Consider the following 13,820-nt stretch of genomic DNA (forward strand, 5'->3'; position numbering starts at 1 on the left):
GAACGCGTATCCAAAGCCCTCTATCTGCCGTTCAAGCCTGATAGCCAGCAGCCGATATATTGCTCACATTACAACAATACCTGCCCGAGCTAACGAGGCCGTCATGCTATTACGCAACTGGAACATTGCTCCCCGAGCTGCCTTTGGATTTGGTTTGATCGCACTGATGGTGGCCTTTCTAGGCATTTTCTCGCTGCTCACCATGTCGAGCATCCGCGAACGAGCCACTGCCATCGAAACCGACTGGGTGCCCAGCATCCGCAACGTCGACACCATCCGCGAGAACATGCTGCGCATCCGTACGATTTCCCTGCGTGTAGCGCTCGACCCCGATCCCAAAAACATCGACACCTATGTGGGTCAGTACGAGGCGCGCAACAAGGTCCTCATGCAGAACATTCAGGACTTCGAGCCCTTCGTCGATACACCGGACGAGCAGCGCATCTATGACCAGTTTCGCAAGGACTTCGCGGCTTATCAGCGTGGAATGGCCGAGTCGTTCGTACTGGCGCGCAGTGGTGATCGGCAAGCGCTGAACAAACTACTGCTGGTGGACATGAAGCCCGTGGTCGATGGCACTGGCGCACAACTTGCCGAACTGGGCGAAATCTACGGCAAAGGCATCGAACAGGAAGGCAAGGTCTCGGCGGATGAATATGCCCAGTCGCGCCTGGTGGTCATCGCCGTCATCGTGCTTGCCGCGCTGGTCACCGTACTGCTGGCCTGGTTGCTGACCCGCAGCATCGTCGGCCCGCTGAAGAATGCTGTGCAGGCCGCGCAGCACGTAGCCGATGGCGACCTGACCAAACGCATCGAGGTCGATGGCCGCGACGAAGTCAGCCAGTTGCAGACCTCATTGGCGCAGATGCAGCAGCGCCTGCGCGAAACCCTGGCGGAGATTTCCGGCTCCTCGACTCAACTGGCCGCGGCTGCCGAAGAGCTCAACATGGTGACCGAAGAAGCCGGCCGCGGGCTGCAGCAGCAGAACGACGAGATCGAGCAAGCCGCCACTGCCGTCAATGAAATGAGCGCAGCAGTGGATGAAGTGGCGCGCAATGCGGTGTCGACCTCGGAGGCCTCGAAGGCTTCCAACCAGTCCGCCCAGGTCGGGCAAACGCGGGTCTCGGAAACCATTACCGCCATCAGTGGCCTGTTTGGCGAAGTAGAAAGTACCTCGACGCTGGTGCAGCGTGTCGCAGAGCAATCCCAGGAAATCGGCAAGGTGCTGGACGTGATCCGTGCCATCGCCGAACAGACCAACCTGCTGGCGCTCAACGCGGCCATCGAAGCGGCGCGTGCTGGCGAATCCGGCCGCGGTTTTGCGGTGGTGGCCGATGAAGTGCGGGCGCTGGCCCATCGCACGCAGAACTCCACCCAGGAGATCGAGCAGATGGTCTCCAGTATGCGTACCGGCGCCAGCCAGGCGCTGACGTCCATGCAATCGAGCAGCAGCAGAGCCCGCGAGACCCGCGAACTGGCGCAGAGCGCAGGCACGGCGCTGGAAGAGATCACCACCGGGATCGGTGAAATGTACGAGCGCAACCTGGTGATCGCCAGCGCGGCAGAAGAGCAGGCCCAGGTGGCCCGCGAAGTCGACCGTAACCTGGTGAACATTCGCGACCTGTCGGTACAGTCCGCAACCGGCGCCCACCAGACCAGCGCATCCAGCCACGAGCTGTCCCGACTGGCTGCAGACCTCAGCCGATTGGTGAACCGCTTCAGCGTTTAAGCAACCGCCAAGAAACGAAAAAGGATCGCCGAGGCGATCCTTTTTCGTTCAACCGAGGGGGCTCAGAGCGCCTGATCCCAAGGACGGTCGCCGTGCTCATCCTTGATGCGGGTGGGCAGCCCCATCACATCGAGGAGTTTGAGGAACGGCTCGGCCGGCAGCTCCTCGACGTTGACCATGCGCTGCACGTCCCACTCACCACGGGCGACCAGCAGCGCAGCGGCTACGGGCGGTACGCCTGCGGTGTAGGAAATACCCTGGCTGTCGGTCTCGGCGTAGGCTTCTTCGTGGTCGGCCACGTTGTAGATGAACACTTCGCGCGGCTGGCCATTCTTGGTGCCTTTGACCAGATCACCGATGCAGGTCTTGCCGGTGTAGCCCGGCGCCAGCGAGGCGGGATCAGGCAGCACGGCCTTGACCACTTTCAGCGGCACGACTTGCAGACCTTCTGCTGTGGTTACCGGCTGCTCGGAGAGCAGGCCAAGGTTCTTCAGCACGGTGAACACGTTGATGTAGTGCTCGCCGAAACTCATCCAGAAACGCACGTTGGGCACGTTGAGGTTCTTGGAGATCGAGTGCACTTCATCGTGACCGGTCAGGTACAGGTTCTGCTCGCCGACAACGGGCAGATCATCAGTACGCTTGACCTCGAACATGGTGTTGGTCGTCCACTGGCTGTTCTGCCAGCTGTAGACCTGACCGGTGAACTCACGGAAATTGATTTCCGGGTCGAAATTGGTGGCGAAATATTTGCCGTGGGAGCCGGCATTAACGTCGAGGATGTCGATCGAATCAATGCGGTCGAAATGCGCTTGCTGGGCCAGCGCCGCATAGGCATTGACCACACCCGGATCGAAGCCCACGCCGAGAATGGCGGTGACGTTCTTCTGCTGGCATTCCTCGAGGTGTTTCCACTCGTAGTTGCCGTACCAGGGCGGCGTTTCGCAGATCTTGCCCGGTTCTTCGTGAATGGCGGTGTCCAGATAGGCCACGCTGGTATCGATGCAGGCACGCAGCACCGACATGTTGAGGAAGGCGGAACCGACGTTGATGACAATCTGCGATTCGGTCTCGCGGATCAGCGTCTTGGTCGCCTCGATATCCAGAGCATTGAGCGAGAAGGCCTGGATGTCGGCGGGCACCTTGAGGCTACCCTTGGCCTTGACGCTGTCGATGATGGCCTGGCATTTGGAGATGTTCCGTGACGCGATGGCAATACGACCGAGTTCGTCGTTGTGCTGCGCGCACTTGTGGGCCACCACCTTGGCGACACCTCCTGCACCAATGATAAGGACGTTCTGCTTCAATTGTTTCACCTCCAGATACTGCATGTGTTGAGAAAGTTACTGCGCTATCACAAGCCAACTCACCCGCTCACGCCTGAGCACGGCGCTGAAAGCCATTCGATCTGGTGGGCTGAAGCCCACCCTACCCGCACGCTGCGGTATCACTACGCGTGACTTGTAGGGTGGGCGTCGCTTCATCCGTCCACCAAATACGGCGGACAAAAGAAGCGTTGGCTACGCGCCCTGGGCCACCCTACGTCCACACTCCGGCTGTTACGAAAGGCTGGACAGGTAATCGTCGAAACCGAACTCGCGAACCACCTCGACACTACCGTCGAGCTGCTTGACCACGATGGACGGCATCTTCAGGCCGTTGAACCAGTTCTTCTTGACCATGGTGTAACCCGCCGTATCGACGAACGACAGGCGATCGCCGATGGCCAGCGGCGCGGCGAATTGATACTCCCCGAAAATGTCACCGGCCAGGCAGGATTTACCGCACACCATATAGGTGTGCTCACCGTCGCTCGGCGCCAGCTTGGCGTTGAGACGGTAGATGAGCAGGTCGAGAAGGTGAGCCTCGATGGAGCTGTCGACCACCGCCAGGTGCTTGCCGTTGTACAGGGTGTCGAGCACGGTGACTTCCAAGGAAGCGCTGTTGGTGATCGCCGCCTCGCCTGGCTCCAGATAAACCTGCACAGCGTACTTCTCGGAGAACGCCTTGAGGCGCGCGCAGAAGGCATCCAGCGCATAATTTTCGCCGGTGAAGTGGATGCCGCCACCGAGGCTGACCCACTCGACCTTGTGCAACAGATGGCCGAAGCGCTCTTCGATGTGGCTGAGCATCTGATCGAACAGGCCGAAGTCGCCGTTCTCGCAGTTGTTGTGGAACATGAAGCCTGAGATCTGCCCGATGACCGCTTCGATCTTTGCCGGATCCCACTCGCCCAGGCGGCTGAACGGACGCGCCGGGTCGGCCAGCAAATAATCCGAGCTGCTCACCTGCGGATTCACGCGCAAGCCGCGCACTTTGCCCGCGGACGCCTCGGCGAAACGCTCGAGTTGGCCGATGGAGTTGAAGATGATCTTGTCGCAGTTGGCCAGCATCTCCTCGATCTCGTCGTCAGCCCAGGCCACACTGTAGGCGTGGGTCTCGCCGGCGAAGTTCTGGCGACCGAGCTTGAGCTCGTAGAGCGAGCTTGATGTGGTGCCGTCCATGTACTGCTGCATCAGGTCGAACACCGACCAAGTGGCAAAGCATTTGAGTGCCAGCAGCGCCTTGGCCCCGGAGTGTTCGCGCACGTAGGCGATCTTCTCCATGTTGCCCAGCAGCTTCTGTTTGTCGATGAGGTAGTACGGCGTTTTGATCATTGCGCAGTCCGTAATAAAGGTCGGCCAACAGGAGCCCGCCAGCCTCCTGAAAAAAGCGGACGCGAATTGTGCCGACAACCGCCACAGATCGAAAGACCGCTGAGCATATTTTGTCCATTTACGGATATTTCAGGCCACGACCGGAGCAGCATCGTTCAGTCGATTCGCCGCCGAGCATGCCCACCCGCGATGACGGCCGCGTGACAATGCAGCGACATGCCGCTTTCCCGTACAATCGGCGTTTTTTCGAAATCGAGCGACAGCCCCGCGATGATCGATCCCAAACGCGTATTGCGCGCCCTTGCCGAGCACTGGGCGCTGCTCGAACCACTCTGCGAAAGCTTCGATAGCGGCACCCTGAGCCTGGTGGACTTGCGCAAGCAGCTCACCGCGCAGCTACCGCCGCAAAGCACCGCGGTGGACGTCACCGCCCTGCTCGATCAGTGGATCCGCCTTGACATCCTGGTGCCGGTGGCCAAGAGCCCCAACCGCTTCGAGCTCAACGCACAGATCCACGACTTTCTCGCCTACCTGCGCCGCGAGCATCGCCTCGGCCTGTGCCTGGAAATCGAAGCCTACCTGCGCCACCTCGAGCGCCTGGCGGGCTATATCCAGGATGCCTTCGAGATACGTGACGGCAACGACCTGGCCCGTCAGTTGCGCCTGCTCGACATGCGCGTTCGCGACGTCCTGAAGAAGCTCGGCAACGATGAGCAGGCACTGGTAGGCGTGGCCGAACGGGCCAAGACCAGCGACCGGCAGATCCCGCTGCGCCAGCGCTACGCCGAAGTGCTAGCCACCTGGGATGAGTACGTCGAGCCGATGATTCAGCTGGTCGCCGCCGACGGCGCCTTCGAGCAGGGTGTGCGCCGCGTCGAGCAGGTGCTGCTCAAGCTGCTCGGCGAACAGCAGCGCCTCGGCCAACTGGTCGATGACGACCTGCTGCTGCGCACCCACGCCCGTATCCTGGAAATGCAGACCACCGCCCAGTTGACCCTGCGCAAGGCCCGCGAGCTGCTGCTGCCGCTACGCGAGGAAGCACGCAGGCACAACGCCGTGACCCGTGGCGCGGCGCTAGCCCTGTCGGTGATCCGCAAGAAGGGCATAGAGGCGGTGCCGCAGGCAGCGATGCCGATGTTCACCCGCCCGCAGAGCAACTTCCTCGGCAGCGCGTCCCAGGTCGAGGCCTATGTGTATGCCCTGGCTCGCTTCGAGGCCAAGCCCAATCATTTCCCGAAGGCCAGCGGCAAGCGCAAGGGCGACAGCCCACGGGCACCGAAAACCGCCCGGGAAATGATCGACCGCTGCGAGCAGTCGCTGCCGCTGCCGGATCTGATGACCTGGCTGCTGGAGCAGGAGCCCGAAGGCGCCACCGACGAACTGCTCTACTGGTTCTCGCGCCTGTCGCGCGAAGGCCGCTTCCAGCGCGATCGCCTGGAGCGCCAGGTCTACCTGACCCGCGAGCACGAGATCAGTATCAGCTCCTATGCCCTGGTGGGTCGCCCGAGTGCCTAGCCCTTTGTCCACCACCGACCATCACGAATTCTCGGCTGTAGCCCAGGCTCCAGCTGCCAACGAGCACCGCACATGAATATCGACCTGAAAGAAATGACCCAGCTCGCGGCCGCGTTCCGCGACCTGTTCAAGGGCTACCACATCTCCCGCAGCGAGCCCGAGTGCTACGCCCAGCTGTCGAGCATGCAGGATCAATATCGCGCCCTGTTCCGCGCCCTGGGCTTCGAGCTGGTGTGCGACCCACGCGGCTTCTACTACTTTGTCCCGGAACAGGCCGCGCCGCAGGTCAACAAGACCGCCCAGCGCCTGGCGCTGTTCACCTTCATTCTGGTCGAGCACCTGGCTGACCAGGGCCGTGACCCACTGTCCGTACTCGATGGCGGCACCATTGGCCGTGACGAGTTGCCAGCGCTGCTCGACAAGTACCGCGACCTGTTCCTGCAAGCCGAAGTCACCACCCACGAAGAGCTGGAAGACAAGGTCATCCGCCGCCTCACCCAACTCGGCTTCGCCGAAGACAGCAACGGCGTGTACCGCTTCCTGCCGCCGATGCATCGCTTCCTCGATGTCTGTCTGGCGGTGCAGCACGACCGCGACCTGGCCGCCAGCCTGCACAGCACCGACCTGCCGCTGCCGGCCCCGGTACTGATCGACGATGACAGTGGTGACCCGATCATCACCCTCGACGATGCCGTCGAAGAATCCGAGGAAGACGCCATGGCCCGTGCCCTGGCCGAAGAGCGCGCTGCACAGGAGCAAGACGCATGACCCAGGAACGCTACGGCATCCGCCGCTTCGCTCTGCTGAACACCGCTGGCTACAGCCTCGGCCTGTTTCCGCTGGAAAACCCGCTGTCGGTGTATGGCGCCAACAACCTCGGTAAGTCGGCATCGATCAACGCCCTGCAGTTCCCGATCCTGGCGCGCATGTCGGACATGAGTTTCGGCAAGTACAGCCTGGAGCAGTCGCGCAAGTTCTACTTCGCCACCGACACCAGCTACATCCTCGTCGAAGTCGCCCTGCCCCATGGCCCCCACGTGATCGGCGTGGCCGGGCGTGGCCCCGGTGGCGGCTTCGGCCATCAGTTCTTCGCCTATGCGGGCGAGCTGGATCTGGATCACTACCAGCAGGGCGGCACCTGCCTGCGTCAGCGCGAGCTGTTCAAGAACCTCGGCCAGGCCGGCATCACCGCCTATGAGCTCAAGCCCGACGAGCTGCGTCGCCTTTTGGTCGGCGGGCACACCAGCATCCCGCTGGATCTGACCCTGATTCCGCTGCGCTCGACCAGCGAGCAGAGCCTGAAAACCTTCCGCGCGCTGTTCATCAACCTGCTGCACATGCGCGAGATCACCGCCGCCAAGCTCAAGCAGCTGTTCCTCGATGCCTTCGAGCACAGCCTGCGCTCCGGCAGCGTCGACTACATCGCCGCCACCGAAGAAGCCTTCCGCGACGTGCGCCGCATGGAGCAGGACTACCAGGCGCTGGTCACCGCCGGCCCGCTGATCGAGGCCTTGGCATCCGGCGTGAACCAGCGCGAACACCTACGCGGCAAGCTGCATCGCCTGTCGCCGCTGCTCGACTCGCTGCTCGGCACCTGGCACGACTACGCCGATGCACGCAAGGAAGAGCTGGTGATCCAGGCCGAGCACTACCGCAACGAGCAGGACGGCCTGCAGAACGATCAGCGCGGCGGCACTCAGGAACTGATGCGCATGGAGCGCGAGATCAGCGAGATCCAGCGCTGGCTCGGTGAGCTGGCGGTGCTGAAGAACCGCTTCGCGCTGGTCGACGACGTCAAGGTACTGGAGGCCCAGTTGCTGGCCGCCAAGGATGCCCACGACGAACTGGCCGGCGCTCTGGCTCAGTCCCGTCAGTTCTCCAGCGAAGACTTGGACGAACGTCTGCGCGATCTGGAAAAACGCCTCAAGTCGGTCAAGCAGCAGCTCGACCACGCCGACAACAACAGCTACTCGCGCCTGCGCGAAGAGTTCTCCCAGGCTGACGTCGATCGCCTGATGCGCCTGTTCAACGGTCAGTTGTTCAGCCTGCCGCTCGGCGAGAAAGGCATTCAGCTCGACGACGGCGACGTGTGGGTCAAATCCCTGGAAGCGATTCTCGACAGCTTCAAGGGCGAGCATTTCCAGGTGCCCGGTCTGGATATCGACCTCTCGAATATCGAGCCGCCTGCCCTGCAGGCCCTGGCCGACCGCGCTGCCCTGCGTGACCAGAAGGATCGCCTCGACCGCGAATACAAGCAGCTCAAGACCCAGCAGTCGGTGGCAGCCGACCGCGCCGCCAGCAAGGCCCAGGCCGAGCAGCTGTACCAGGCCGTACTCGACGCCCAGAAGGCGCTGGAAGACTTCCGTCGCAGCCAGACGCTAGCTGCCGAGGAAGACGGCAAGCTGGAAAAACTCGCCCAGCTGGAAGGCGCCCAGGACGAACTCAAGCGCGCCAGTGATGCCTTCACCGAGCGCGTCCAGCAACTGTCCGCCAAGCTGCAACTGATCGGCCGTCAGATCGCCGATCTGGAAGCCAAGGAGCGCACGCTGGAAGACGCCCTGCGCCGTCGCCAGTTGCTGCCCGCCAACCTGCCCTTCGGCACCCCCTACATGGAGCCGGTCGACGACTCACTGGACAACCTGCTGCCGCTGCTCAACGACTACCAGGACACCTGGCAGGGCCTGCAACGCATCGACGGGCAGATCGAGGCGCTATACGCCCAGGTGCGCCTCAAGGGCGTCGCCAAGTTCGACAGCGAAGACGACATGGAGCGCCGCCTGAAGCTGCTGGTCAACGCTTATGCCCACCGTCAGGACGAAGCCCTGACCCTGGCCAAGGCACGTCGTGCCGCAGTGACCGACATTGCCCGTACCCTGCGCAACATCCGCAGCGACTACGACAACCTCGAGCACCAGTTGGCGCTGTTCAACCGCGAGATCAACAAGCGTCAGGTGTCCAACCTGCAGAGCTTCCGCATCGTCCTCGCGCCGAACAAGGATGCCCTGCGGCATATCGATCAGATCATCCACAGCGCCGGTCAGTACGAAGAAGGCGAAACCCTGTCGGTATTCGACCTGCAACAGAGCAGCGAGCAGGATGTGAAGAACGAAGAAGCCAAGGACTACCTGTCGCGCCTGGTGGCTGCCAACGGCAACCAACTGGGCCTCAAAGATCTCTTCGAGCTGGCCTTCGAAATCACCAAGGTACACGGCCAGCCGGTGATCCACACCGACATCGACGGCGCCGCTTCCAACGGCACCACGATGACCATCAAGGCGCTGACCAACATGTACCTGCTGCTGCACCTGATGGATCGCGATCAAGCCGGCCGTGTACGCCTGCCCTACTACCTCGACGAGGCAGCGGACATCGACGAGCGCAACCAGCAGGCGCTGATCGAGACCAGCCTGCAGCTCGGTTTCGTGCCGATTCTCGCCTCGGTGAAACCCCAGGTCTCGGCCACCGTGGCCATCGACCTGGAAGGTGGCAGCGGGCCGAACGGCATCTACATCGACGAAGCCGACTGGAAGTACATCAAACGCCGCGAGCAAACCGAAGCACCGGCAAGCAGCGAGCAGGATGCGGCCGAGCCGGCCTGATAGCGCTGCACAACGCAAAAGGCCCGTGTTTTTACGCGGGCCTTTTGCTTTCAGTGACGCTTATCTGGGCAAGGCTATTTTCGGCGCCCACTCCAGCCACTCCGGCTGATACTCGTCGAACAACGCAAAGGTCTGACCAGGCCTGGCGGTATTGCTCTCGGTATCTGGCGTTGCGAAGGCAACACCCCCTGCGACCAGGGTCTCCAGAGACTCGGTGCGCACCGTCATGCCCTTGAACAAGCCGACATCGACACCGAACCCCGAGCTGTTCCAGAAGCGGCTGCCGGTTTTCACCAACCCGGCATAACGCGGCTCGATAAGAATCTGGATCAGCACCCTGTCGGCAGTTGCTCCCAGCTCATAGCCAGTCACTTTGCCAACCTGAATCTCGCGATAGGTGACTGGCGCACCAGCCTTCAGAGAGCCACGCCTCGCGGCGCTCAACACCAGACGCAGCCCCGGCTCATCGATCACCTGCTCAGGAGCACCCTTGAGCGCAACGAACTGGTTCTGCCGACCATCCTTCTGCTCCGATGGCAGCACCTCGATGTATTGGCCGCCGATCAGCGTGTCGAGATTCTGCGCGCCGCTCAAACTGACTTCCGGCTTGACCACCCAGAACCGCGATCCAGGCCGCAACACTTCCCGAGCAGCAGTGGTTATGCGCCCGTGCAGGTTTACCGCTTGCAGATCGTCGGTCAGTTCGACCCGCTCGATCTTGCCGATATCCAGCCCCTTGAAGCGGATGACAGTGCCCGGTGACATGCCGTCGCCACGCTCCACGCGAATGCTGATTACATCGCCTTCCTGCCTGGCCGCTTCTTGGTCGGCAAACAGGTTGAAGCGCTGTACGCGCTTCGGCTCAGCCGGCGCTTTCAAATCATCGGTCTCGAAGGCAATGCCTCCCGATATGAGCGTCTGCAAAGATTCGCTCTTGACCTCGATGCCGGACAAACCACCCTTCAAGGTGATGCCGCTGACGTTCCAGAAGCGCGTGGTTCGATTAACCAGCCCAGCGTATTCAGGCTCGATATGCACGCCGAGCACGATCTGCTTGTTGTCACGCGACAACTGGAAGCTCTGCACCGTACCCACTTTCATCTGCCGGTAGAGAATCGGGCTGCCTACGTCCACCGAGCCGAGGGTATCGCTGAACAGCACCAGGTGCAGCCCTTCGGAACCAAGATCCAGCGGCGGCGCCTTGGCCCGCGCAACGAACTCGCGACGCGGCGAGCCGCCCAGCTCACCGGGACGGATGGCGATGTAGTTACCTTTGACCAGCGCCTCGATACCGGTAATGCCTGCCAGTGAGATCGACGGCTTGACCACCCAGAACTGGCTGCCTTCAACCAGATAATCCTCGGCCAGCGGATCCATGGCCAATTCCGCCGTAGCACTCTTCAAATCTGGATCGACTTTCAGGTTCTTCAACGTACCGGCCTGAATACCTTTGTACATCACAGGCGTACGCCCGGCCTGCAGGCCCTCGAAGTCGGTCAGTTTGACCACGGCCTTGATGCCTGCCTGCGCTGCATCGAAGTCCTCATAAAGCCGGAAGGGTTTGCTAGGATCGGTGGGAGGGCTGTCCTTGCGATGTTCCGGCGTCGCAAAAGCGATGCCGCCTGCCACGATACTGGCCAGGGATTCGCTACGAACCTTCACCCCCGAGAAATTGGCATCGATGCTGATGCCGCTGGCATTCCAGAAACGCGTATGTTTGCGCACAAGATCGGCATAGGCCGGCTCGATGAATACTTTCACATCGACCGAAGTCTGGTCATTGGCGAGCTCATAGCTTTTCACCCGACCGACCTGAATCTGCTTGTAGAACACAGGACTATCACGGTTCAACGAGCCAAGTCGCTCGGCCTTGAGGATCAGGTGCAGGCCGGGTTGTTCATCAGAGAGCGGAGGTGCCTGGGGCAGCGCCTGGAAATCATAGGTCGGCTCACCTGCTCCTGGACTAACGGAGATGTAGTTACCGGAGACCAGCGTCTCCAGTCCAGTGATACCGGCGAGGCTGACGCTCGGCTTGACCAGCCAGAAACGCGTACCGGAACGCAGTTGATACTCGACGTCCTTACTCATCTCCAGCGTGGCGATCACTCCGCGCTGCTTCTCGCTCTGATCCAGGGTCAGGCTCGATACCTTACCGATCGACATCCCCTTGTAGACCACCTCGGTCTTGCCGGCTTCGATGCCTTCACCACTGGCGAACACCACCTGAATCTGGATACCCGCCTCACTGTAGGCACGCCAGCCCAGCCAGCCACCGATCAGCAAAGCAATCAGCGGCAGCACCCATATCGCAGACCAGTTGGAAGCCGGACGCGTCCTGGCCGTGGGCAGATCATTCATGGTCGTCATCCGATTCCGTATTATCCCAAATCAATCGAGGGTCGAAGGTCAGTGCGGCCAGCATGGTCAGGATCACTACACTGGCGAAAGCCACCGCTCCTATTCCTGGCTCGACGCTCGCCAAACTGCCGAATCTGACCACCGCCACCAGAATGGCAATGACGAAGATATCCAGCATCGACCAGCGCCCGATCCATTCGATGAAGCGGTACATCAAAATTCGTTGGCGAGCCGACATCGGCTGATGACGCTGCACCGAATAAAGCAGCAAGCCGATGCCGACCAGCTTGAAGGTAGGCACCAGGATGCTGGCGATGAATACCACCGCAGCGATCGGCAGCATGCCATTTTCTACCAGCGTGATGACACCAGACATGATGGTGTCCGGCTGCCCTTTGCCGAGGGAGTTGACTGTCATGATCGGCAGCAGGTTCGCGGGAATGTAGAGGATGGCTGCGGTCACCAGCAACGCCCAGGTGCGAACCAGACTATTGGGCTGGCGTGGATGTACACGTCCGCCACAGCGCGAACAGAACTGCCGCTTCAGTTCGGGCTCGTGGCGATTGATCTGATGGCATTCGTGGCAGATCAGCAACCCGGCATCAATGGCGCGCACTGATATCCTCCCCCGCCAGGGCTTCCCAGATCTGGTGAGGCGACATAGTCACCTCCAACCAGACCTGCACCAACAGCAGTGCAATGAAACAGACCAGACCGAAGCCCAGAGACAAGGCTGCGATATCGGCCAGTTTGACGATGGAAACCAGAATGCCCATCAGGTAGACCTCAAGCATGCCCCACTCGCGCATGTGATGATAAATGCGGTAGAGCAGCAACCCGTAACCCCGGCCAACCTTCAGACTGATGCTCAGGAGCACCAACAGCTGACAGAGCAGCTTGAGCAGCGGCACCGCCATGCTGCACAGGAACACCACCACGGCAATGCTCTGCATGCCGCTGTCATACAGACCGAGCACCCCGCTCCACACCGTGTCATTAGCGGTTTGCCCCAACAGGGTGAGGTGCATGATCGGCAGGAAATTCGCGGGGACGTACAGCAGAAGCGCCGCCAGCACCAAAGCCAGGCTGCGGCGCACCACCTGATGCCGATGGTTGTAGAGCTCATAACCACAACGTGGGCATTCAACGCTCTCACCGTCGCCGATGTGCGGCTTACGCATGAGCAGATCGCATTCATGGCATGCGACCAGCTCCGTCAGAGGTACTTCAGCTAACGACTGCTGCTCGGCCAACTCTGGCATGGATGGAATTCTCGAAAGTATCGAAGCATTCTAAACGAGACCCCGGCGGCGGCGCACAGTTGTGCTGATTATTTCCGCTTGCAAACATTTCCCGGGCATCACAGGGCTACGTTCGTTGTGCGTAGGCAAGAAGCATGTGAGCGACCCAGTGAACCTCAGGTCGGCTAACCCAGGCAACAGAGGCACTTCAGGACATGCTTAGGGTGGAAGACGCTCCATCCTTCCACCACGGGCCACCACCACGCCAAGGCCATAGGGTTGCGTCTTCCGTAGCCTGGGTCGAGCGCAGCGACACCCAGGAAGGCCCATCAAAACCAAAGCCCCTCACGCGCAGGACGACCTTTGTAGGAGCCGGCTTGCCGGCGAAGCTCTTGATCGTGGCTTGCCGGCGCCTACGCTCGACCTGCTGCAGCGGTCTTTTTTCTGCTCCGCAAAGACGAAACCCCAGACCTCTGTCGAGATCTGGGGTTTCTAGTAGAAGCTTGACGATGACCTACTCTCACATGGGGAAACCCCACACTACCATCGGCGATGCATCGTTTCACTACTGAGTTCGGGATGGGATCAGGTGGTTCCAATGCTCTATGGTCGTCAAGCAATCCGGTTGGGGAGTCGATGTTTAGGTCGCTTCCCCGAATTGGGTATGTGATATCAGTTGGTGTTGCGTGTTCTTTTACAAATTTTCGGCATTACTGTCGAC

At 61.0% G+C, this 13,820-nt stretch carries 9 protein-coding genes and 1 rRNA gene; 4 read left to right on the top strand and 6 right to left on the bottom strand.

Going from position 1 to position 13,820, the window contains the following annotated elements:
* Window positions 1-103: 103 nt before the first annotated feature.
* A complete protein-coding gene (locus ACZ0AI_RS12685; RefSeq protein WP_463562216.1) occupies window positions 104-1,729 on the top strand; it encodes a HAMP domain-containing methyl-accepting chemotaxis protein in 1,626 nt (541 codons plus the stop codon).
* 62 nt (window positions 1,730-1,791) lie between these two features.
* Here the strand turns inward: ACZ0AI_RS12685 and ACZ0AI_RS12690 are convergent, their stop codons facing one another.
* Window positions 1,792-3,036: a saccharopine dehydrogenase family protein gene (locus ACZ0AI_RS12690; RefSeq protein ID WP_463562217.1), complete on the bottom strand. Its 1,245-nt coding sequence runs from the start codon at window positions 3,034-3,036 to the stop codon at window positions 1,792-1,794.
* A 252-nt stretch (window positions 3,037-3,288) separates the two neighbouring features.
* A complete protein-coding gene (locus ACZ0AI_RS12695) occupies window positions 3,289-4,386 on the bottom strand; it encodes a carboxynorspermidine decarboxylase (RefSeq protein ID WP_463562218.1) in 1,098 nt (365 codons plus the stop codon).
* Between the two features lie 270 nt (window positions 4,387-4,656).
* On the opposite strand from ACZ0AI_RS12695, the gene mksB reads away from it, so the two are divergent.
* From mksB to mksF, 3 genes are all read left to right on the top strand, one after another.
* Entirely contained in the window at window positions 4,657-5,901 is a 1,245-nt protein-coding gene (mksB, locus tag ACZ0AI_RS12700) for an Mks condensin complex protein MksB (protein WP_225838559.1), read from the top strand.
* Between the two features lie 72 nt (window positions 5,902-5,973).
* The gene (mksE, locus tag ACZ0AI_RS12705) at window positions 5,974-6,669 is read left to right on the top strand and encodes an Mks condensin complex protein MksE (RefSeq protein ID WP_463562219.1); all 696 of its coding nucleotides are present in this window, start codon (window positions 5,974-5,976) and stop codon (window positions 6,667-6,669) included.
* Entirely contained in the window at window positions 6,666-9,500 is a 2,835-nt protein-coding gene (gene mksF, locus ACZ0AI_RS12710) for an Mks condensin complex protein MksF (RefSeq protein ID WP_463562220.1), read from the top strand. Before mksE ends, mksF begins: the two co-directional genes overlap by 4 nt.
* Before the next feature lie 60 nt (window positions 9,501-9,560).
* Here the strand turns inward: mksF and ACZ0AI_RS12715 are convergent, their stop codons facing one another.
* The 4 genes from ACZ0AI_RS12715 to rrf form a co-directional block, all read right to left on the bottom strand.
* Complete coding sequence (locus ACZ0AI_RS12715) at window positions 9,561-11,858, bottom strand: PqiB family protein (protein WP_463562221.1); 2,298 nt, start codon at window positions 11,856-11,858, stop codon at window positions 9,561-9,563.
* Window positions 11,851-12,474, bottom strand: coding sequence for a paraquat-inducible protein A (locus ACZ0AI_RS12720; RefSeq protein WP_463562222.1), 624 nt, complete (start codon window positions 12,472-12,474; stop codon window positions 11,851-11,853). The genes ACZ0AI_RS12715 and ACZ0AI_RS12720 overlap by 8 nt, the downstream gene beginning before the upstream one ends.
* Entirely contained in the window at window positions 12,461-13,120 is a 660-nt protein-coding gene (locus tag ACZ0AI_RS12725) for a paraquat-inducible protein A (RefSeq protein ID WP_463562223.1), read from the bottom strand. Before ACZ0AI_RS12725 ends, ACZ0AI_RS12720 begins: the two co-directional genes overlap by 14 nt.
* Window positions 13,121-13,600: 480 nt before the next feature.
* Window positions 13,601-13,716, bottom strand: a 5S ribosomal RNA gene (gene rrf, locus ACZ0AI_RS12730).
* Between the last annotated feature and the right edge of the window lie 104 nt (window positions 13,717-13,820).

The sequence above is a fragment of the Pseudomonas sp. AC355 genome, from assembly GCF_979258205.1.

Coding starts and splice junctions, on each gene's coding strand:
- ACZ0AI_RS12715 (WP_463562221.1), bottom strand. CDS start 11,858: ATGAATGATCTGCCCACGGCCAGGACGCGTCCGGCTTCCAACTGGTCT.
- mksE (WP_463562219.1), top strand. CDS start 5,974: ATGAATATCGACCTGAAAGAAATGACCCAGCTCGCGGCCGCGTTCCGC.
- ACZ0AI_RS12685 (WP_463562216.1), top strand. CDS start 104: ATGCTATTACGCAACTGGAACATTGCTCCCCGAGCTGCCTTTGGATTT.
- mksF (WP_463562220.1), top strand. CDS start 6,666: ATGACCCAGGAACGCTACGGCATCCGCCGCTTCGCTCTGCTGAACACC.
- ACZ0AI_RS12695 (WP_463562218.1), bottom strand. CDS start 4,386: ATGATCAAAACGCCGTACTACCTCATCGACAAACAGAAGCTGCTGGGC.
- ACZ0AI_RS12725 (WP_463562223.1), bottom strand. CDS start 13,120: ATGCCAGAGTTGGCCGAGCAGCAGTCGTTAGCTGAAGTACCTCTGACG.
- mksB (WP_225838559.1), top strand. CDS start 4,657: ATGATCGATCCCAAACGCGTATTGCGCGCCCTTGCCGAGCACTGGGCG.